The sequence below is a fragment of the Streptomyces sp. NPDC090022 genome (assembly GCF_044748145.1).
Taxonomy (GTDB): domain Bacteria; phylum Actinomycetota; class Actinomycetes; order Streptomycetales; family Streptomycetaceae; genus Streptomyces.
In genome coordinates, this window is record NZ_JBIVFN010000013.1 from 119,175 (window position 1) to 138,996 (window position 19,822).

Annotated in this window: 17 protein-coding genes and 1 riboswitch; of the genes, 13 read left to right on the forward strand and 4 right to left on the reverse strand. The window is 71.5% G+C overall.

What is annotated here, in order from left to right; translation table 11 throughout:
• Window positions 1-13: 13 nt before the first annotated feature.
• Window positions 14-1,129: a glycine cleavage system aminomethyltransferase GcvT gene (gene gcvT, locus ACIPXB_RS22770; RefSeq protein WP_401452676.1), complete on the reverse strand. Its 1,116-nt coding sequence runs from the start codon at window positions 1,127-1,129 to the stop codon at window positions 14-16.
• Between the two features lie 189 nt (window positions 1,130-1,318).
• Window positions 1,319-1,418: riboswitch (glycine riboswitch) on the reverse strand.
• A 305-nt stretch (window positions 1,419-1,723) separates the two neighbouring features.
• Between gcvT and ACIPXB_RS22775 the strand changes: the two genes are divergently transcribed.
• The 11 genes from ACIPXB_RS22775 (at window position 1,724) to ACIPXB_RS22825 (ending at window position 13,791) form a co-directional block, all read left to right on the forward strand.
• Window positions 1,724-2,434, forward strand: a complete 711-nt coding sequence (locus tag ACIPXB_RS22775; RefSeq protein WP_401452810.1) for an AAA family ATPase — start codon at window positions 1,724-1,726, stop codon at window positions 2,432-2,434.
• A gap of 183 nt (window positions 2,435-2,617) precedes the next feature.
• A complete protein-coding gene (locus tag ACIPXB_RS22780) occupies window positions 2,618-3,358 on the forward strand; it encodes an enhanced serine sensitivity protein SseB (protein ID WP_401452678.1) in 741 nt (246 codons plus the stop codon).
• Window positions 3,359-3,420: 62 nt separating this feature from the next.
• Window positions 3,421-4,161, forward strand: coding sequence for an enhanced serine sensitivity protein SseB C-terminal domain-containing protein (locus tag ACIPXB_RS22785; RefSeq protein WP_401452679.1), 741 nt, complete (start codon window positions 3,421-3,423; stop codon window positions 4,159-4,161).
• Window positions 4,162-4,574: 413 nt separating this feature from the next.
• Window positions 4,575-5,567, forward strand: coding sequence for an ABC transporter permease (locus ACIPXB_RS22790; RefSeq protein WP_401452681.1), 993 nt, complete (start codon window positions 4,575-4,577; stop codon window positions 5,565-5,567).
• A gap of 37 nt (window positions 5,568-5,604) precedes the next feature.
• On the forward strand, window positions 5,605-7,362 hold the full coding sequence (locus tag ACIPXB_RS22795) for an ABC transporter substrate-binding protein (protein WP_401452683.1): 1,758 nt from the start codon (window positions 5,605-5,607) through the stop codon (window positions 7,360-7,362).
• A gap of 116 nt (window positions 7,363-7,478) precedes the next feature.
• Window positions 7,479-8,480 carry an ABC transporter permease gene (locus ACIPXB_RS22800; protein WP_401452685.1) on the forward strand — a complete coding sequence of 334 codons (1,002 nt, stop codon included), beginning with the start codon at window positions 7,479-7,481 and terminating at the stop codon, window positions 8,478-8,480.
• Window positions 8,477-9,574, forward strand: coding sequence for an ABC transporter ATP-binding protein (locus ACIPXB_RS22805; RefSeq protein WP_401452687.1), 1,098 nt, complete (start codon window positions 8,477-8,479; stop codon window positions 9,572-9,574). The genes ACIPXB_RS22800 and ACIPXB_RS22805 overlap by 4 nt, the downstream gene beginning before the upstream one ends.
• A gap of 5 nt (window positions 9,575-9,579) precedes the next feature.
• The gene (locus ACIPXB_RS22810; protein WP_401452689.1) at window positions 9,580-10,671 is read left to right on the forward strand and encodes an ABC transporter ATP-binding protein; all 1,092 of its coding nucleotides are present in this window, start codon (window positions 9,580-9,582) and stop codon (window positions 10,669-10,671) included.
• Between the two features lie 234 nt (window positions 10,672-10,905).
• A complete protein-coding gene (locus ACIPXB_RS22815) occupies window positions 10,906-11,562 on the forward strand; it encodes a trimeric intracellular cation channel family protein (RefSeq protein WP_401452691.1) in 657 nt (218 codons plus the stop codon).
• A gap of 68 nt (window positions 11,563-11,630) precedes the next feature.
• Window positions 11,631-12,485, forward strand: coding sequence for a thioesterase family protein (locus tag ACIPXB_RS22820; RefSeq protein WP_401452693.1), 855 nt, complete (start codon window positions 11,631-11,633; stop codon window positions 12,483-12,485).
• Between the two features lie 142 nt (window positions 12,486-12,627).
• Window positions 12,628-13,791, forward strand: coding sequence for a cysteine desulfurase family protein (locus ACIPXB_RS22825; protein WP_401452695.1), 1,164 nt, complete (start codon window positions 12,628-12,630; stop codon window positions 13,789-13,791).
• 33 nt (window positions 13,792-13,824) lie between these two features.
• Here ACIPXB_RS22825 and ACIPXB_RS22830 read toward each other — a convergent pair whose 3' ends face one another.
• Window positions 13,825-14,538: an N-acetylmuramoyl-L-alanine amidase gene (locus ACIPXB_RS22830; protein WP_401452812.1), complete on the reverse strand. Its 714-nt coding sequence runs from the start codon at window positions 14,536-14,538 to the stop codon at window positions 13,825-13,827.
• Between the two features lie 71 nt (window positions 14,539-14,609).
• Here ACIPXB_RS22830 and mnmA point away from each other — a divergent pair, with 71 nt between their 5' ends.
• Complete coding sequence (mnmA, locus tag ACIPXB_RS22835; protein ID WP_401452696.1) at window positions 14,610-15,737, forward strand: tRNA 2-thiouridine(34) synthase MnmA; 1,128 nt, start codon at window positions 14,610-14,612, stop codon at window positions 15,735-15,737.
• A gap of 85 nt (window positions 15,738-15,822) precedes the next feature.
• On the opposite strand, the gene ACIPXB_RS22840 is transcribed toward mnmA, so the two are convergent.
• Both ACIPXB_RS22840 and ACIPXB_RS22845 read right to left on the reverse strand, forming a co-directional pair.
• The gene (locus ACIPXB_RS22840) at window positions 15,823-17,481 is read right to left on the reverse strand and encodes a PKD domain-containing protein (RefSeq protein WP_401452698.1); all 1,659 of its coding nucleotides are present in this window, start codon (window positions 17,479-17,481) and stop codon (window positions 15,823-15,825) included.
• Between the two features lie 230 nt (window positions 17,482-17,711).
• The gene (locus tag ACIPXB_RS22845) at window positions 17,712-18,635 is read right to left on the reverse strand and encodes an NADP-dependent oxidoreductase (RefSeq protein WP_401452700.1); all 924 of its coding nucleotides are present in this window, start codon (window positions 18,633-18,635) and stop codon (window positions 17,712-17,714) included.
• Window positions 18,636-18,766: 131 nt separating this feature from the next.
• Between ACIPXB_RS22845 and ACIPXB_RS22850 the strand changes: the two genes are divergently transcribed.
• Window positions 18,767-19,774 carry a GlxA family transcriptional regulator gene (locus ACIPXB_RS22850; RefSeq protein WP_401452702.1) on the forward strand — a complete coding sequence of 336 codons (1,008 nt, stop codon included), beginning with the start codon at window positions 18,767-18,769 and terminating at the stop codon, window positions 19,772-19,774.
• The last annotated feature ends 48 nt before the right edge of the window (window positions 19,775-19,822 follow it).

Below are 19,822 nucleotides of genomic sequence, written 5' to 3' on the forward strand. Positions count from 1 at the left end.
GGCGGGGAAATCGTCACTTCTGCCGCTTGTAGAAGGGCAGAGCCACGACCTCGTACGGCTCATGCGTACCGCGAATGTCCACGCCGACGCCGGAGGTGCCGGGCGCGGCGTGCTCCGCGTCCACGTACGCCATCGCGATCGGCTTGCCCAGGGTCGGGGAGGGGGCGCCCGAGGTGACCTCGCCGACGACCTCGCCGCCGACGACGACCGGGAAGCCGGCGCGCGGGACCCGGCGGCCCTCGGCGATCAGGCCGACCAGCTTGCGGGGGGCCGTGGACGCCGCGCGCTCGGCGGCGGCCTCCAGGGCGGCGCGCCCGACGAAGTCGCCCTCCTTCTCGAACTTCACGACCCGGCCCAGACCCGCGTCGAAGGGGGTCAGCGCGGTGGTCAGCTCGTGGCCGTACAGCGGCATGCCGGCCTCCAGGCGCAGCGTGTCGCGGCAGGACAGCCCGCACGGCACCAGGCCCACGCCCTCGCCCGCCTTGGTCAGCGCCTGCCACAGCTCCACCGCGTGCTCGGGGGAGACGAACAGCTCAAAGCCGTCCTCGCCGGTGTAGCCGGTGCGCGCGATCAGCGCGGGCACGCCGGCGACGGTGCCGGGCAGGCCGGCGTAGTACTTCAGGCCGTCCAGGTCGGCGTCGGTGAGCGAGGCCAGGATGCCGGGGGACTCCGGGCCCTGCACCGCGATCAGCGCGTACGCGTCGCGGTCGTCGCGGACCTCGGTGTCGAAGCCCGCCGCCCGCTCGGTCAGCGCGTCGAGGACCACCTGGGCGTTGGAGGCGTTGGCGACGACCATGTACTCGGTCTCGGCCAGGCGGTAGACGATCAGGTCGTCCAGGATGCCGCCGTCCTCCTGGCAGATGTGCGTGTAGCGGGCTCGGCCGACGCCCACGGTGGAGATGTTGCCCACCAGCGCGTGGTCGAGGGCCTTGACGGCCTCCGGGCCGGTCAGGGTGATCTCGCCCATGTGCGAGAGGTCGAAGAGGCCGGCCTTGGTGCGGACGGCCGTGTGCTCGTCGCGCTCGCTCCCGTACCGCAGCGGCATGTCCCAGCCCGCGAAGTCGGTCATGGTCGCACCGAGCGAGCGGTGCAGCGCATCGAGGGCGGTCAGACGGGGGGCATTGCTCATCGGTACGGCTCCCAGGGTCCCAGGGGGGCATCGACAGGACATCGACATGACATGACGAGGACGATCCTCCCCATCTGTCATCGGAACCTGAGAGGTTCGCCGGAATCCGCGCGTGGCGGATTTCCCGGCTTGCACCTTGGGTGGGGCCTTGACCGTCCGGCGACGGCGTGGCCCGCTTTTCAGATCTGCCTCATCCACGCGGTACGGGGCCTGAGAGATTCAAGGGAGGTTCTTGCTCCTTCGGCGCCCGCCTGCCGTACGGCCGACGGGACTCTCCCGCGCGGATTCAAGCGGCCTGTATGCAGTTGGGTGTCCAGATGGCGCACATCATTGCACGGGCCGGGTGGGAATGGGGGTCCGGGTCCGAAAAGGAGTACGGTCCGCCGTCGCGGATCCGTACGCTCCCGTCCGGAACCGGGACGGTCCGGATTACCGTCTCTTTACACTCAGTGGGCATGGGGTCCAGGGACCCGACCCGGGGAGGCGATCACTGTGTGGAGATTCGGACTCGCGGAGCTGCGCGGAAGGCCCGTCGCGGCCGCCGGCGGCGTGCCCGTGCAGCCCGCGCGCGGTGAGCGCGAAGCGCTCCGGGCGCTGCCGCCCGGCGCCCGTGCGCGCGCCGTCGCCGCCGGAGCCGCCGCCACGGCCGGTGCGGCCGGGGCCGCCGGTCATGCCGCCACGGCCGGTGCCGCCGGTGCCGCCGCCGGCGTCCGTCCGGCCGTGCGCGACCTGCGCGGGCACGGTCACGGCCGCGGCGCCCGCGGGCCCGCGCGGCTCACCTTCGCCGGTGGCGACATCGTCGTGGTCTCCGGGCTGCCCGGCGGCGGCAAGAGCACGCTGATCAAGCGGGCGGTCCCCGGCGGCGGCATCGACTCCCAGGACGTCCGGGAGCGCTGGGAGGCCCGGATGCCCGCCTTCCTGCCGTACGCCGTCTACCGCCCCGCGGTCCGCGTCGCGCACTACGCGGGCCTGTGGCGGGCGGTCCGCTCCGGCGCCTCGGTCGTGGTCCACGACTGCGGGACCCAGGCATGGGTCCGGGCCCTGCTCACCCGGGCCGCGCGGCGCCGCGCCCGCGCCCTGCACCTGCTGCTGCTCGACGCCACGCCCGAGGAGGCCCTCGCCGGGCAGGCCGCCCGGGGCCGGGGCGTCTCGGCGTACGCCTTCGCCCGGCACCGCGGGGCGGCCACCCGGCTGCTGCGCGCGGCGGAATCGGGCCGGCTCCCGGCCGGCTGCGCCTCGGCGGTCCTGCTGGACCGGGCGGCCGCGTCCCGTATCGACCGGATCGCGTTCGCCCCGGAGCGCTGAGCGCTGAGCGCTGAGCGCTGAGCGCTGAGCTGGGCTGGGCTGTACGGGCCGCGCGGCGCGGCGGGCGGGAGCGGGCCGCCCCGTCCCCGCGGCGCGGGAGGCGGCGCGTACCCACTAATCTCGGCCTGGCAGGGACCGTGGCAGGGACACGGACAGGCGGACGGGCGCACGGAGGGCAACGCGATGCACGGGCAGGGCAACGGCTGGCCGGCCAACGAGCTGGAAGAGGTGCTCGGCGCCTCGCTCGGCGTCCCGGACGCCGGCGGGCGGATCCTGGAGGTGCTCGGCCGCAGCCGGCTGTGGATCCCGCTGCCCGCGGGCGGTGGTCCGGACAGCCCCGACCTGACCCTGCCGACGATGGACATCGGCGGCGCCGCGTACGTGCCCGTCTACAGCTCCCAGGCGCAGTTCCAGATCTGCGTCGCCGCCGCCATGGACTTCGCGGTCGCCCCCGCCGTCGAGTTCGCGCGGGGCCTGCCCCCGCAACTGGGCATCGCCGTCAATCCCGAGGGCGCCGTCGGGGTCCCGCTGCCCCCGCCCGCCGTCGCGGAGCTGTGCCGCGGCGGCCGGACCCCGCTGGACGGGCCGGCCACCGGTGGCCGGGTACGGCTCTTCGAGCCCGACTGGCAGGAGGACCCGGTGGACTTCCTGGCCGCCGCCGCCGAGGAGTTCCGCGCCAGCGGCGTGGTGGCCGGCGCGTACCGCTGCCTGGCCAGCGTCGAGGGCGGGGAGCCCGAGCTCTACATCGGTGTCCGCATGCTGGGCTGGGATCCCGACACGCGCAACGCGCCGCTGGAAGCCCTCGGCCGCGCCCTCGGCCGCGTCCGCCCGCCCTGGCCGGTGCAGTTGATCCTGCTCGACGCGGCCGACGACCCGGTCGTCGACTACCTCCAAACACGCGTGCGCCCCTTCTACACTCCCTAGCTCGGCTTAAGCTGGTTTCATTGCGTGGCGAGGGCGGACGAAGAGGCGAAGAGGGGTTCCGGGTGAGTGCGTCAGGCACGGCCGCGGCCGGGCAGGTCGAGCACATGATGCGCCAGGTGACCCCCGGGCGCTACGACAGTTACGAGTCCTTGCTGCACTCGCTCGCCGAGGGCCGGCTGTGGATGCTGCTCTGGCACGGGCAGCCGGGGTCCCCCGACGCCCAGTACGGCGGCATGGAGGTCGACGGCCTCGGGTACGCGCCCTGCGTGACCTCCCCGCAGGAGCTCGCCGCCAGTGGCTGGAACCGGGGGTACGAGGTCGTCACGGGCCGGGACGTCGCCCGCGCCCTCTACCCCGACCGCTGGGGCCTGTGGCTCAACCCGCACGCCCAGGGCGGGGGACTGGGCATCCCCTGGGCCGACCTGCGCCGGATCGCCACCGGTCTGGACCGGATGCCGGCCGGTCCGCTGCGGCTGTCCGAGCCGGCCCTGGAGCTGCCGCAGTTCTACGGACTGCTCACCCAGCACGCCCACCGCACCCCCGCGGTCCGCTCGCTGCGCCGCTGCTGGGTGCAGCCGGCCGTCGGGACGCCGTACCTCGCGGTCGGCCTCGACCTGTACGACACCTCGCCCGCCGCGCTGGAGGCGGTGCGCGAGATGATGCGCCAGTCGGTGGGCACGGTGCCCGAGGGCGTCCCGGTGTGCACCGTCGCGCTGGCGGACGAGCACGACCCCGTCGCGATGTGGCTGCGCGCCCAGACGCGCCCGTTCTACGACCGCGAGGGACACGCCCCCGCCTACTGACCACGGAGCGGGACGGACCGACCGCATCGCGGACGAGGCCGCACGGAACAACTGTTCCGTGCGGCCTTTGCGTTGTCCGGATTTAACCCGTCTCGGATGCCCAAAGTGCATGCGGGTAACGGCACTTGGGCATGATGTCCGGTTCCGCACCGAACGGACGGTTGTGCTCCGCTGAGCCGTCAACACAGTCCGGATAACGGGAACCGGACCGTCACATCACGGTTGCGCATCCATTCATCTGCGGGGCTGGCGGCTGATCGAGCGACCGATGAAGACTCCCCCACCAAGAGCAGGTCAGTCCCTGCCCATCACCGGTTCGTCAACCGCATTTACCAGCGCCACTCCGCACCAACGCCGCCACAGCGGCGGGCATGGGCCGACCGACCGGTCGGCCGAGAGGGGTCCCCACCACGATGACGGCACCACTGCATGACACGAGCGCGGAGACACCCGCACCCGTTGTCACGGCCGACGTCCCTGCCAAGGCCATCGAAGGCCGCTCGCCAGGCCGTATCGCCTGGATGCGGCTCAAGCGTGACAAGGTCGCACTGACCGGCGGCATCGTCGTGATCTTCCTGATCCTGGTGGCCGTCTTCGCACCGCAGATCGTGAGCCTGCTGGGCCACCCGCCCAACGAGTTCCACGAAGAGCTGATCGACCCGGACCTCGGCACGCCGATCGGCTCCTTCGGCGGCATCAGCTCCGACTTCCTGCTGGGCGTCGAACCGACCAACGGACGCGACGTGTTCAGCCGGATCGTCTACGGCGCCCGCATCTCCCTGACCGTGGCCTTCCTCGCCGCCTTCGTCTCGGTCGTCCTCGGCAGCCTGCTCGGCGCCCTGGCCGGCTTCCTCGGCGGCTGGGTCGACGGCCTGATCAGCCGCACGATGGACCTGCTGCTGGCGTTCCCGCAGCTGCTGTTCACCATCGCGCTGGTCTCGGTGGTCCCGGACTCCCTGTGGGGGTTCGAGGGCACGGGTGTCCGGATGGGCGTACTGGTCCTCGTGATCGGCTTCTTCGGCTGGCCGTACATCGGCCGGATCGTGCGCGGCCAGACCATCTCCCTGCGCGAGCGCGAGTACGTCGAGGCCGCGCGCAGCCTCGGGGCCGGCCGCGGCTACATCCTGATCAAGGAACTGCTGCCCAACCTGATCGCGCCGATCCTCGTCTACGCGACCCTCATCATCCCGACCAACATCCTCACGGAGGCAGCCCTCAGCTTCCTCGGTGCCGGCGTCAAGCCGCCGACCGCCTCCTGGGGAAAGATGCTGTCCGACGCCGTCCCCATCTACCAGGACGACCCCATGTACATGGTGGTTCCCGGTCTCGCGATCTTCATCACCGTCCTGGCGTTCAACCTCTTCGGGGACGGGCTGCGCGACGCACTCGACCCCAAGGGCAGCTGAACCGTTTCACCGCTATCACTCTGGAGGTTGGACCAACGTGATCCGCAGAAAGCAGGCCCTCGCGATCACCGCCGTGATCGCCGCCCTGTCCCTGACCGCCGCGTGCGGTGACAAGGGCGACGACGCGAAGGGCGGTTCGGGCTCCGCCGCGGAGTTCAACGCCGCCACCAAGGGCGTCGTCAACCCGTCGGACAAGAAGGGCGGCGAGCTCAAGCTCTGGTCGCCGCAGGACGTCGACTACCTCGACCCGGCGCGTGCCTACTACGGCTTCGTGTGGAACATGCACCGCCTGTTCGTGCGTCAGCTGCTCGCGTACGACAGCAAGCCGGGCGAGGCGGGCACCAAGCTGGTCCCGGACCTCGCCGAGGCCCTGCCGGTGCTCAGCAACGACGGCAAGACCTACACGCTCAAGCTCAAGGACGGCGTCAAGTTCGAGGACGGCACGCCGATCACGTCGAAGGACGTCAAGTACGGCATCGAGCGCGTCTTCGCGCAGGACGTGCTGTCCGGTGGCCCGACGTACCTGATCGACCTGCTCGACCAGGGCCAGAAGTACCCCGGCCCGTACAAGGACACCGACCCGAACAAGATGGGTCTGAAGTCCGTCGAGACCCCGGACGACAAGACGATCGTCTTCAACCTGGCCAGCGCCAACTCGGACTTCTCCTACCTGCTGGCGATGCCGTCCTCCTCGCCGGTCCCGCAGGGCAAGGACACCGGCGCCACGTACACCAACAAGCCGGTCGCCTCGGGCCCGTACAAGGTCGAGAGCTTCTCCGCCGGCAAGGGCGCCACCTTCGTCCGCAACGAGAACTGGGACCCGAAGACCGACACGATCCGCAAGGGTCTGCCGGACAAGGTCTCCTTCACCGTGACCACCAACGCCGACGACATGGACGCCCGTCTGCTGTCCGGCGACATCGACCTCGCGGTGGACGGCACCGGCCTGCAGCAGGCCGCGAAGAACAAGGTCCTCAAGGACGAGAACCTCAAGAAGAACGCGGACAACCCCTTCACGGGCTACATCCGCTACTTCGCCTTCCCGCAGACGGTCGCGCCGTTCGACAACATCGAGTGCCGCAAGGCCGTCATCTACGCGGCCGACCCGAAGTCCCTGCAGACCGCCCGCGGCGGCCCGACCAGCGGTGACCTCGGCGCCAACATGCTGCCGCCCGGCATCCCCGGCTCCGACAAGTCCTTCGACCCGTTCGGCCTGACCAAGGGCGAGCCGCAGATCGACAAGGCCAAGGCGGCGCTGGCGGCCTGTGGCAAGCCGGAGGGCTTCGAGACCACCATCGCGGTGCGCAACAACCGCGCCCCCGAGGTGAAGACCGCCGAGTCGCTCCAGGCGGCGCTCGACAAGGTCGGCATCAAGGCCAAGATCGACCAGTACGACGGCAAGCTCTCCTCCTCCACGATCGGTTCGCCCGAGAACGTGAAGAAGAAGGGCTACGGAATCATCGTCATGGGCTGGGGCGCCGACTACAACTCCGGCTCGGGCTTCCTGCAGCCGCTGGTGGACGGCTCGTTCATCCTGCCGAACGGCAACAACAACTACACCGAGGTCAACGACCCGGAGATCAACGGGCTGTTCGACAAGGCCGCCAACGCCGCCACGCCCGAGGCCGCCGCGCCGTTCTACACGGACATCAACAAGAAGGTCATGGAGAAGGCGCTCTACCTGCCGATCAACTTCGACAAGGCCTTCGTCTACCGCAACCCGCGGCTGACGAACGTCTACTTCAACGACTCCATGGGCAAGATCGACCTCGCCACCGTGGGTGTCGAGAAGTAACAGCAGGCATACGCCTTCACCGCACATGCGCTAGTCCGAAGGGCAGGTGAAGGCCGCAGGCGGCGGCTGCCGTCCCCACGAGGGGCGGCGGCCGCCCGCCCGAGCGGCCGACTGCAGTGCTCGTCTACCTCATCCGGCGGCTGTTCAACGTCGTCGCCACGCTGCTGGTGGTCTCCGTGGTCACCTTCGGCATCTTCTTCGCCGTGCCGAAGATCACCGGGGCCGATCCCGCGCTGATGTACGCCGGCCGCGAGACCAATGAGACCGCCCTGGCGGGCATCCGCGTGAAGATGGGCTTCGACAAGCCCATATCCGAGCAGTACCTGATCTTCGTCAAGGGCATCGTCGCGGGCCGCGACTACGAAACCGGCGTCGACAAGACCCACTGCCCGGCCCCGTGCTTCGGCTACTCGTTCAAGAGCGAGAAGCCGGTGTGGGAGCTGATGACGGAGCGTCTTCCCGTCACGCTCTCGCTCGCCCTGGGCGCCGCCGTCATCTGGGTCATCGCGGGCGTGGCCACCGGTGTGGTCTCCGCCCTCAAGAGACGTACGGCCATCGACCGCACCGTGATGATCGGCGCGCTCGCCGGCGTCTCCCTCCCCATCTTCTTCACCGGCATGGTCGCCCCGGCGGTCTTCGTCTACGGCCTGGGCTGGCTGGACGTCTCCAACTACAAACCCCTGACCGAGGATCCCGGGGCCTGGTTCAACGCCATGCTCCTGCCGTGGATCACACTGGCCTTCCTCTTCGCCGCCACCTACGCCCGCATCACCCGCGCCACGATGCTGGAGGTCATGGGGGAGGACTACATCCGCACCGCCCGCGCCAAGGGACTCACCGAGCGCGTGGTCATCCGCAAGCACGCGCTGCGCTCCACCCTGACCCCGCTCGTCACCATGCTCGGTCTGGACTTCGGCGGCCTCCTGGGCGGTGCGGTGCTGACCGAGACCACCTTCAGCTTCCAGGGCCTGGGCTCGGCGGCGGTGGCGGCGATCAGCGCCGGCGACCTCCCCGTGATCATGGGCATCACCCTGCTGGCCGCGCTCTTCGTGGTCATGGCCAACCTGATCGTGGACATGCTGTACGCCGTCATCGACCCGCGCGTGAGGCTGACGTGACCGACACCCCCACCTTCGTACCCGAGCAGGCCGGGGCACCGCGGTCCGAGGCCTTCCTCTCCGTGCGCGACCTCAAGGTGCACTTCCCGACCGACGACGGCGTCGTCAAGTCCGTGGACGGGCTCTCCTTCGACCTCGAGCGCGGCAGGACGCTCGGCATCGTCGGCGAGTCCGGCTCGGGCAAGTCCGTCACCTCGCTCGCCATCATGGGCCTGCACCGCACCGGTCACACCCGCAGCCGCCCGCGGATCAGCGGCGAGGTGGTGCTCGACGGCGAGGACCTCGTCCGCGCCGACGCCGACGACGTGCGCAAGCTGCGCGGCCGCAAGATGGCCATGGTCTTCCAGGACCCGCTCTCGGCGATGCACCCCTACTACACGGTCGGCCACCAGATCATCGAGGCCTACCGCAACCACCAGGACGTCGACAAGAAGAAGGCCCGCGTCCGGGCCGTCGAGATGCTCGACCGGGTCGGCATCCCCGAGCCCGCCAAGCGCGTCGACGCCTACCCGCACGAGTTCTCCGGCGGTATGCGCCAGCGCGCGATGATCGCGATGGCCCTGGTCAACAACCCCGAGCTGCTCATCGCGGACGAGCCGACGACCGCCCTCGACGTCACCGTCCAGGCGCAGATCCTCGACCTGATCCGCGACCTGCAGAAGGAGTTCGGCTCGGCGGTCATCATGATCACGCACGACCTCGGGGTCGTCGCGGAGATGGCCGACGACATCCTGGTGATGTACGGCGGCCGGTGCGTCGAGCGCGGCTCGGCCGAGAAGGTCTTCTACGAACCCCGCCACCCGTACACCTGGGGCCTGCTCGGCTCGATGCCCCGCATCGACCGCGAGCAGACCGACCGCCTCATCCCGGTCAAGGGCTCGCCGCCCAGCCTCATCAACATCCCCGGCGGCTGTGCCTTCCACCCGCGCTGCCCGTACGCCGACGTCCCCAAGGGCGGCATCACCCGCACCCAGCGGCCCGAGCTCACGCTCGTGGACGAGGGGCGGGGCGGTGCGAAGCACTGGTCCGCGTGCCACATGTCGCAGGAGGAGCGGACCCGGATCTGGACCGAAGAGATTGCGCCGAAGCTGTGACCGACATGAACAAGACGGCCGCGGCCGTCCCCGCACAGGCGGACCGCACCGCCGAACCGCTGCTCAAGGTCACCGGCCTGGTCAAGCACTTCCCCATCAACAAGGGGCTGTTCCGGCGCCAGGCCGGGGCGGTCAAGGCCGTCGACGGCATCGACTTCGACGTCCGCCGCGGTGAGACCCTCGGCGTCGTCGGCGAGTCCGGCTGCGGCAAGTCGACCATGGGCCGGCTGATCACGCGGCTGCTCGAACCGACGGGCGGCACCGTCGAGTTCGAGGGCCGGGACATCACGCACCTGGGCGTCTCGGGCATGCGTCCGCTGCGCCGCGACGTACAGATGATCTTCCAGGACCCGTACGGCTCCCTGAACCCGCGGCACACGGTCGGCGCGATCGTCAGCGCCCCGTTCAAGCTCCAGGGGGTCACCCCGGAGGGCGGCCTGAAGGCCGAGGTGCAGCGGCTGCTGTCGCTCGTGGGCCTCAACCCCGAGCACTACAACCGCTACCCGCACGAGTTCTCCGGCGGCCAGCGCCAGCGCATCGGCATCGCCCGCGCGCTCGCGCTCAAGCCGAAGCTGGTCGTCGCCGACGAGCCGGTCTCGGCGCTGGACGTCTCCATCCAGGCGCAGGTGGTCAACCTGCTCGACGACCTGCAGGAGGAGCTCGGCCTTACGTACGTGATCATCGCGCACGACCTGTCGGTCATCCGGCACGTGTCGGACCGGATCGCGGTCATGTACCTCGGGAAGATCGTCGAGCTGACCGACCGTACGTCGCTCTACTCGACGCCCATGCACCCGTACACCAAGGCGCTGCTCTCGGCCGTACCGGTGCCGGACCCGCGCCGGCGCGGTGCCAAGAGCGGCCGGATCCTGCTCAAGGGCGACGTGCCCTCGCCGATCTCGCCGCCCAGCGGCTGCCGCTTCCACACGCGGTGCTGGAAGGCCACGCGGATCTGCACCACGCAGGAGCCGCCGATGCTGGAACTGAAGACGGGCCACCAGGTGGCCTGCCACCACCCGGAGAACGCGCCCGACCAGGCGCCGGGGGACCCGGCGCTGCCGGAGGCCGCGCAGGCGGCGGCGGTGGTCACCGACTAGGGCTGCGCATCACGGGCCGGCGGACCCGGGTGGGTTCACGGGTCCGTGCGGGCCGGGAGCGGGCGTGGTCGCCGGGCGGCGTCCGCGCCCGCCGGCATGCGCGGCCGCCGGTGGCCGCGCCGGTCGGTGTCAGCGTCCGTCCGCGTCCGTCGGCAGCCGTGGACGGGTACCCGCGCGGGTGCACGCCCGCACGCCCGTGCGGGTGCGCCGGGCGTGACCGGTCACAATGGCCGGGTGCTCCACGATCTCTTCCTGCCCGAAATCCAGCACGCGCTGGACCTCGCGGGCATCTTCGTCTTCGCCACGGCCGGCGCGCTGCTCGCCGTACGCAAGAACTTCGACGTCTTCGGCATCGCGGTGCTCGCGCTGGCCACCGCCCTCGGGGGCGGACTCTTCCGTGACCTGGTCATCGGCGCGGTCCCGCCGGCCGCCTTCGGCGAGCTGAGCTTCTTCCTCACCCCGCTGATCGCCGCCGCGATCGTCTTCTTCCTCCACCCCGAGGTGCAGCGGATCAACCGCGCGATCAACATCTTCGACGCGGCCGGGCTCGGCCTGTTCTGCGTCACCGGCACGACCAAGGCCTACGAGTACGGGCTCGGCCTGACCGCGTCCGCCGCCCTCGGCGTGGTGACGGCGGTCGGCGGCGGTGTGCTGCGCGACGTCCTCGCCAACGAGGTGCCCTCGCTGCTGCGCGACCGCGAGATGTACGCCGTACCCGCGATGGTCGGCGCCTCCATGGTGGCCGTCTTCATCGGCCTGGGCGTGCTCAACCCGATGACCAGCGGATTCGCGGTGGCCACGGCCTTCGTGCTGCGGCTGCTGGCGATCCGGTACCACCTGCGGGCGCCGCTGGCCTGGAACCGGCGCTCCTCGGTGGCCGAGGAGCCGTAGGGCTCCGGGTGGGGCGCTGCAGCTCGAAAAAGCTACCGCTTAGTAGCTACGGGGTGTAGTTTCGAGCCATGTCACACGCAGCAGCCAAGGCACCCATCGGCGACAGCGAGTTCGACCGCGACACCACCGTCACCCCGCGCGCGGGGGAGCCCGGGGTGTACGACGCGGAGCTCTCCGCCGGCTGGACGATCATCACCGCCGTCAACGGCGGCTACCTGCTGGCCCTGGTCGGCCGGGCCCTGTCGGCGGCCCTGCCGCACCCGGACCCCTTCACCGTCTCCGCGCACTACCTGAGCGCCTCGGTTCCCGGCCCCGCCGTGATCCGCACGGAGGTGGTCCGGATCGGCCGCACCCTCTCCACCGGGCAGGCCTCGCTCCTGCAGTACGACGAGCACGGGACCGAGGTCGAGCGGATCCGGGTGCTGGCCTCCTACGGCGACCTGTCCGCCCTGCCGGACGACGTCCGCACCACGGCCACGGTCCCCGCCATGCCCGCGTACGAGGACTGCATCGGCGCCGACGCCGGCCCCGCCCCGATCCCGGGCAGCTCCGAGATCGTCGACCGGCTGCGGCTGCGCCTGGACCCCGCCACCGCCGGCTGGGCGCTGGGCGCGCCCTCCGGCAAGGGCGAGATGCGGGCCTGGTTCGAACTGGCCGACGGCCGGGACGCGGACCCGCTGTCCCTGCTGCTCGCGGTGGACGCGCTGCCGCCGACCGCGTTCGACCTCGGCCTGATCGGCTGGGCCCCGACCGTGGAACTCACCACCCACATCCGCCACCGCCCGGCCCCGGGCCCGCTGCGGGTCTCGATCACCACGCGCAACCTGGCGGGCGGCTTCCTGGAGGAGGACGCCGAGGTCTGGGACAGCGCCGACCGCCTGGTGGCCCAGTCCCGCCAGCTCGCCCGGTCCCCCCGCACGTAACCGGCAGGCCGGTCGCAGCCTCCGGGCCGGTTCCGGCCTCCCGGTTGGTTCCGGCCTTCGGGGCCCGCCGTCCGGGCGTCGCGGCCGGATGGGGAGACGCGGCGGCAGCGGGAGGACGGGGGCCCCATAGAATCGGCTCACCATGGCCTACCTCGACCACGCCGCAACCACTCCGATGCTCCCGGAGGCCGTCGCGGCGATGACCGCGCAGTTCGCCACGACGGGCAACGCGTCCTCCCTGCACGCCGCCGGACGGCGGGCCCGACGCACCGTCGAGGAGGCCCGTGAGGCCCTCGCCGACGCGCTGGGGGCCCGGCCGAGCGAGGTGGTGTTCACCGCCGGCGGCACCGAGGCCGACAACCTCGCCGTCAAGGGCCTCTACTGGGCCCGGCGGGACGCCGACCCCGCCCGTACCCGGATCCTCGCCAGCCCCGTCGAACACCACGCGGTCCTCGACGCGGTCCACTGGCTCGCCGAGCACGAGGGCGCCACCGTCGAGTACCTGCCCGTCGACCGCTACGGCCGCGTGCACCCCGAGGCGTTCCGCGAAGCCCTCTCCCGCAACCCCGCCGACGTGGCCCTCGCCACCGTCATGTGGGCGAACAACGAGATCGGCACCGTCATGCCGGTGCGTGAACTCGCCGATGTCGCCCGCGAGTTCGAGGTGCCCCTGCACGCCGACGCGGTCCAGGCCGTCGGCCAGCTCGACGTCTCCTTCGCCGACTCCCGCCTCGCCGCCATGACCGTCAGCGGTCACAAGATCGGCGGCCCGTACGGCATCGGCGCGCTGCTGCTCGGCCGCGACCAGAGCCCCGTGCCCGTCCTGCACGGCGGCGGACAGGAGCGGCACGTGCGCTCCGGCACCCTCGACGTGCCCGCCGTCGCCGCCTTCGCGGTCGCCGCGCAGCTCGCCGCCGAGCGGCGCGAGGCCTTCGCCCGCGACATCGGCGCCCTGCGCGACGAGCTGATCACGGCCGTCCGGTCGGCCGTGCCCGACGCCGTCCTCGGCGGCGACCCCGACGACCGGCTGCCCGCCAACGCCCACTTCAGCTTCCCCGGCTGCGAGGGCGACTCGCTGCTCCTGCTGCTGGACGCCCAGGGCATCGAGTGCTCCACCGGCTCCGCCTGCACCGCCGGCGTCGCCCAGCCCAGCCACGTGGTGCTCGCCACCGGCACCGACCCCGATCTCGCCCGCGGCACCCTGCGCTTCTCCCTGGGGCACACCTCCACGCACGAGGACGTGGCCGCGGTCGCGGCCGCCATCGGCCCCGCCGTCGAGCGCGCCCGTACCGCCGGACTCGTCTAGGGAGGGGCGGCCCCGGCGGCCCGGGAGGGGGACCTAACCCGCGGCCTTGAGGGCCTCGCGGACCAGGCTCAGGTAGCGGTCCCAGTCCCAGTGCTCCCCGGGGTCGGTGTGGTCGGCGCCCGGGATCTCGGAGTGGCCCAGGAAGTGCCGGCGGTCGACGGGTATCCCGTACCGCTTGCATATGTCGGCCGCCAGTCGCGCCGACGCCGCGTACATCGCGTCCGTGAAGTCCTGCGGCCGGTGCACGAAGCCCACGTGCTCGATACCGATACTGCGCTCGTTCATGTCGCGGTTGGCCGCGTGGAAGGCCACGTCGAGCTCGCGCACCATCTGCTCGATGTGGCCGTCCTGGCGCACGATGTAGTGCGCCGACGCCTTGTGCCAGGGGTTCTTGAACGCGTCCACCGACGACTGGAAGCCACCCTGTGTGACATGGACCACGATCCGGTCCACCCGGTAGTCGTCGGGCCGGTCCGCCATCCGCCAGTTCGCCGGGGAGGCGGCCGTCCAGCTCGCCCCCACGTGGTCGATCTCGCCCTCCTTGCGCGGCTTGCGCACCCCCGGCAGCAGCCACCAGCCGCGCGCGATCTCCTCGCGGCCGATCACCGCGGCCGCCGCGAACACCCCGAGCCCCGTGAACAGCACCGCCCGGCGCGTTCTGCCGCGCTTGCCCGCCTTGCCGGTCCTGCCCGCCTTGCCGGACGCGTCGCCCTTGGCCGCCGTACTGCCGCCGTCCCCCGTGCCTATCACGTGGATCACCCCCTGCTGCCGATAACGCGCTGTGACCCCGCCCGGTTCCCCGTACCCTGGAAGGCGCTATGACTGAGAACCTGCCGCGCACCCGCCCGCTTCGCGTCCTGGCCGCCATGTCCGGCGGCGTCGACTCCGCCGTCGCCGCCGCCCGCGCCGTCGAAGCCGGGCACGACGTGACCGGCGTCCACCTCGCGCTCTCCGCGAACCCGCAGTCGTTCCGCACCGGCGCCCGGGGCTGCTGCACCATCGAGGACTCCCGTGACGCCCGCCGCGCCGCGGACGTCATCGGCATCCCCTTCTACTGCTGGGACCTCGCCGACCGCTTCCGCGAGGACGTCGTCGAGGACTTCATCGCCGAGTACGAGGCCGGCCGCACCCCGAACCCCTGCCTGCGCTGCAACGAGAAGATCAAGTTCGCGGCGCTGCTGGACAAGGCGCTCGCGCTCGGCTTCGACGCCGTCTGCACCGGCCACTACGCCACGGTCGTGGTGAACGAGGACGGCACCCGCGAGCTGCACCGCGCCAGCGACATGGCCAAGGACCAGAGCTACGTCCTCGGCGTCCTCGACGAGAAGCAGCTCGCCCACGCGCTGTTCCCCCTCGGTGACACGATCACCACCAAGGAGGAGATCCGCGCCGAGGCGGAGGCCCGTGGCCTGGCGGTCGCCAAGAAGCCCGACAGCCACGACATCTGCTTCATCGCCGACGGCGACACCCAGGGCTTCCTCGCCCAGCGGCTGGGCAAGGCCGAGGGCGACATCGTCGACGAGTCCGGCGCGAAGCTCGGCACCCACGAGGGCGCCTACGGCTTCACCATCGGCCAGCGCAAGGGCCTGCGGATCGGCCACCCCGCCGCCGACGGCAAGCCGCGCTACGTCCTGGACATCTCCCCGGTGAACAACACGGTCACGGTGGGCCCGGCCGCGTCCCTCGACGTCACCGGCCTCACCGCGATCAAGCCCCGCTGGTGCGGTACGCCCCCGGCGGGCCCGGCGACGTACACCGCGCAGCTGCGCGCCCACGGCGGCGAGACCGAGGTCTTCGCGGAGGTCGTGGACGGCGAGGTGAAGGTCACCTTCACCGAGCCGGTCCGCGGCGTCGCTCCGGGCCAGGCGATCGTCCTGTACGACGGCACCCGCGTCGTCGGCTCGGCCACCATCGCCTCGACGGTCCGGGCGACGGCGGCCGTCTAGCGCCGTACCCCTGTACGACGAGCGCCCCGGGCGCGGCCGTGAAGGCCGTACCCGGGGCGCTGTGGTTCGCGGCGTCGTGCGCCGGTCAGCCCTTGTCGTAGTAGCCGAAGACGTCGACGACGAGGTCGGCGTCCTGGCCGCTGCGGTTCCAGAAGTCGACGATGCCGTTGACGCCGGTGCTCGCCTGGACCAGGTTCGGCACGGTCTTGCCGGCCGTCCAGTTCAGGGTCGAGGAGTTCGGCGGGGTCGGCCAGATCGCCGTGTCGTTCTCGTACTGCCACAGGGCGTTGGGGTCCGGGAAGACCTTCAGGTGCCCGGCGCTCTTGGTGTTGGTGACCGTGGTGTTCAGCACCATGCCGGTGAGCGCGGGGTCGCCCGGCCCGTACGCCGAGTAGATGTAGCCGTCGCCGTGCAGCGGACCCCTGCCCCACTCGCGGGTGTCGAGGTCCCGGGTCGGGCGTACCGGGACGTAGGCGCTCGGGCTCTGGGGGCTGTAGTAGCCCACGACGTCGACGATCACGTCGGCCGGGGCCGCGCTGCCGTTGCGGACCATGATCTTGCCGTCGGCACCGACCGGCACGATCACCGAGTTGGCGATGGTCTGGCCGCTGCTGAAGTTCACGTTGGACGTGTTCGGCGTGATCTGGCCGCTCGGGAACACCGTCAGGTGGCCGGCGTTCCACGGGTTGGTGACGGTCACGTTGAGCGCCACGGCCTTGACGCCGGCCGGGACGCCGCGGGTGCCGGCGATCTGGACGCCGAACTGGCCGCGCCCGGGGACCATGGCCTTCGCGGTGCCGAGGCCCTCGCGGGTGTCGACGAAGCGGACCGGGTCCATCGGCGTGTAGCCGTTGGCCGCGGACCGGGTGAAGTAGCCGGTGACGTCCGCGATCAGGTCGACGCCCTGACCGCCGTGGTTGTACAGGTTCACGTAGCCGTTCTTGCCGACCGGCACGATCACCAGGTTCGGCACCGAGTCGCCGGCCGCGTAGTTCACGTTCGACGTGGTCGGACGCTCGGTGCCGTCGGCGTAGGCACGGACGTGGCCGGCGGTCTTGGTGTTGGTGACCGTGAGGTTGAGGACCACCGCGGTGACGCCGGCCGGGATGCCGTTGTTCTCGGCGATCTTCACGCGGGCCTCGCCCCACGCCGGGACCTGCGCGGCCTGCGCGGCGCCCGTGCCGTCCCGGGTGTCCAGCATGCGGCTCGGGCCGTGCGGGGTGAACTCGGAGCCCGGGGTGACGACCGCCAGCTCGTTGGTCGCCGAGGTGCCGCCGGCGGTGTCCGTCACGGTGACCTTGACCGTGTAGCTGCCGACCTCGGCGTAGGTGTGCTGCGAGACCTTGGCCTCGGTGCCGTTCGCGTACTCGGTGCTGGTCGTGCCGTCGCCCCAGGCGATCACGACCGTGAGCGGCGTGGCCACGTTGCTGGTGATCTCGGACTTCAGCTCGATCGCGTGGGCGGTGAGGCCCTTGCCGCTGAGGCCGACCTTGAGCTCGGCGCCGGCCGTGGCGCCGCCTTCCTGCGGAGCGCCCGCCGCCTTGTTCCTGGCGGCCGGCAGGGTCTGCCGCGCCGAACGGTCGGCAGGGCTGCTGAAGGTGAACTCGTTCGCGGCGGCCTTGCGCAGGTCCTTGGACGAGGTCACACCGTGGACACCGTCGGTGGACGGTCCCGCGGCCTGGGCCATGCCCCCCGGCATGATCCCGGCGCCGGCCGCGATCACGATCGCGGCAGCGGAAAACATGAGTCGGCGACTACGCACCGGCCCCCCCCATTGTCGTGTCGAACATTCGAGTGGATCTCGAACGTGTGCTCACCCTACAGAGTCGCGGTCCCCATAAAAAGGGGTTTATGAGGGTGAACGGCCATATTTCGCATGTGAGTGCCGGAGCTTCCGATTCCATGCTCGATTTCCGGTTTGGAGGGTCGGATTCCGGTTTATGCGGTGTTTATGCGTCCGTTTCGTACGACCGCTCACACGACCGTCAGGACGATCTTTCCCGTCGTCCGGTTGCGCTCGCCGATCTCGTGCGCCTTCGCCGCGTCCGACAGCGGCAGCACCGTGTCGATCTCGGCCTTCAGCAGCCCCCGCTCCACCAGCGCCGCGATCTCCTTCATGCCCTGGTGGTCCGGCTCCACGATCAGCCAGTCGGTGCGGAAGCCCGCCGCGTCCGCAGGGACGTCGTCCAGGCCGAGCAGGGACACCAGGTGGCCGCCGGGCCGCAGGACCTTCAGCGAGCGCCGCCCGTAGTCGCCGCCGATGCCGTCCAGGACGACGTCCACGCCGGAGAGGGCCTCCGAGAAGTCCTGCTCCCGGTAGTCGATCAGCTCGTCCGCGCCCAGGGAGCGCAGCAGCTCGTGCTTGCCCGCGCTCGCGGTGCCGATCACGTACGCACCGCGCGCCTTGGCGATCTGGACGGCCAGGTGGCCGACCCCGCCCGCCGCCGCGTGCACCAGCACCCGCTGACCCGGCCGTACGTCCGCCGTGTCCACCAGCGCCTGCCAGGCCGTGAGCGCCGCCAGCGGCAGGGCCGCGGCCGCCACGTGGTCGATGTCCGCCGGCTTGCGGGCGAAGTGCCGGGCGGGCCCGGTGACGTACTCGGCGTACCCGCTCGCCTGGTGCGGGAAGCGCGGCATGCCGAAGACCTCGTCGCCCGGCTCGAACAGCGTCACGCCCCCGCCGACGGCCTCCACCACGCCCGAGACGTCCCAGCCCACCACCGGGACCTCCTGCCACGGGATGAAGGCGCCGCTGGCCCGGGTCTTCCAGTCCACCGGGTTCACGCCGGCCGCGTGCACCCGTACCAGGATCTCGGTCAGACCCGGCTCCGGGCGCTCGATCTCGCGCTCGACGAGCACCTCGGGACCGCCCCACCGGCTGACGACGACGGCACGCATATCGGGATCTCCTCTTGATCGACGTTGACTCACGTACGCCGCCGGACCTGACCGGCGGGCTGTGACCAGCATCGACGTGGACGCCACCGCACGGCGATGGCCAGACGGCCACCATGTGACAGAATCTGGCCATGCCCTCCAGCCGGTCCGTCCACCGCGTCGCCGTCCTCGCCCTCGAAGGCGTGCCCCCGTTCGAGCTCGGGATCCCCTCCCGGGTCTTCGGCAACGCCCTCGACGACGAGGGCCGCCCGCTGTACGAGGTCACCGTCTGCACGGCCGACGGGCAACCCGTGACCAGCGACGCGGGGTTCCAGGTGGCCGTCACCGCGGGCCCCGAGGCGCTCGACGGCGCCGACACGGTGATCATCCCGCCCACCCACGCCATGGCCGAGCTGGCCCAGGGCGCCCCGCTCCCGCCGGACCTCGCCGCCGCGATCGCCCGGATCCGGCCGGGCACCCGGCTGGTGTCCATCTGCACCGGGTCGTACGTGCTCGCCGCGGCCGGGATGCTCGACGGCCGCCCCGCCACCACCCACTGGCAGAGCGCCCTGGAGTTCCGCCGCGCCTTCCCCCGCGTGCAGCTCGACGAGGACGTCCTGTTCGTCGACGACGGCGACATCCTCACCTCCGCGGGCGTGGCCGCCGGCGTCGACCTCTGTCTCTACCTCGTACGCCAGGACCACGGCAGCGCCGCCGCCAACCGCGTCGCCCGGCTGTGCGTCGTGCCGCCCTGGCGCGACGGCGGCCAGGCGCAGTACATCGACCGCCCGGTGCCCGAACCCACCGTCGCCACCACCACCGCCACCCGCGCCTGGGCCCAGGAGCGCCTCGACCAGCCGATCTCGCTGGGCGAGCTCGCCGCGCACGCCCGGATGAGCCTGCGGACCTTCACCCGCCGCTTCCGTGACGAGGTCGGCATGACCCCGGTCCAGTGGCTGACCGCGCAACGCCTGGAGCTGGCCCGCCAGTTGCTGGAGACCACCGATCTGTCCGTGGACCTGGTCGCGCACCGCGCCGGGTTCGGCTCCGCGAACTCGCTGCGCCAGCACATGCGGGCGGCCATCGGCGTGTCACCGGTCGCCTATCGCCGCACCTTTCAGCCAGGTCGACCCAACTCTCTTCTTGTGACGCATAGTTGAGCAACCGTCAGCCCTGTGTTCATACTGCACACGACCACCTCTCACCCA

What these genes read in the sequence shown, in the direction of transcription:
- gcvT (WP_401452676.1), bottom strand. Translation starts at nt 1,129, where the DNA reads ATGAGCAATGCCCCCCGTCTGACCGCCCTCGATGCGCTGCACCGCTCG.
- ACIPXB_RS22780 (WP_401452678.1), top strand. Translation starts at nt 2,618, where the DNA reads ATGCACGGGCAGGGCAACGGCTGGCCGGCCAACGAGCTGGAAGAGGTG.
- ACIPXB_RS22790 (WP_401452681.1), top strand. Translation starts at nt 4,575, where the DNA reads ATGACGGCACCACTGCATGACACGAGCGCGGAGACACCCGCACCCGTT.
- ACIPXB_RS22810 (WP_401452689.1), top strand. Translation starts at nt 9,580, where the DNA reads ATGAACAAGACGGCCGCGGCCGTCCCCGCACAGGCGGACCGCACCGCC.
- ACIPXB_RS22820 (WP_401452693.1), top strand. Translation starts at nt 11,631, where the DNA reads ATGTCACACGCAGCAGCCAAGGCACCCATCGGCGACAGCGAGTTCGAC.
- ACIPXB_RS22825 (WP_401452695.1), top strand. Translation starts at nt 12,628, where the DNA reads ATGGCCTACCTCGACCACGCCGCAACCACTCCGATGCTCCCGGAGGCC.
- mnmA (WP_401452696.1), top strand. Translation starts at nt 14,610, where the DNA reads ATGACTGAGAACCTGCCGCGCACCCGCCCGCTTCGCGTCCTGGCCGCC.
- ACIPXB_RS22840 (WP_401452698.1), bottom strand. Translation starts at nt 17,481, where the DNA reads ATGTTTTCCGCTGCCGCGATCGTGATCGCGGCCGGCGCCGGGATCATG.
- ACIPXB_RS22845 (WP_401452700.1), bottom strand. Translation starts at nt 18,635, where the DNA reads ATGCGTGCCGTCGTCGTCAGCCGGTGGGGCGGTCCCGAGGTGCTCGTC.
- ACIPXB_RS22850 (WP_401452702.1), top strand. Translation starts at nt 18,767, where the DNA reads ATGCCCTCCAGCCGGTCCGTCCACCGCGTCGCCGTCCTCGCCCTCGAA.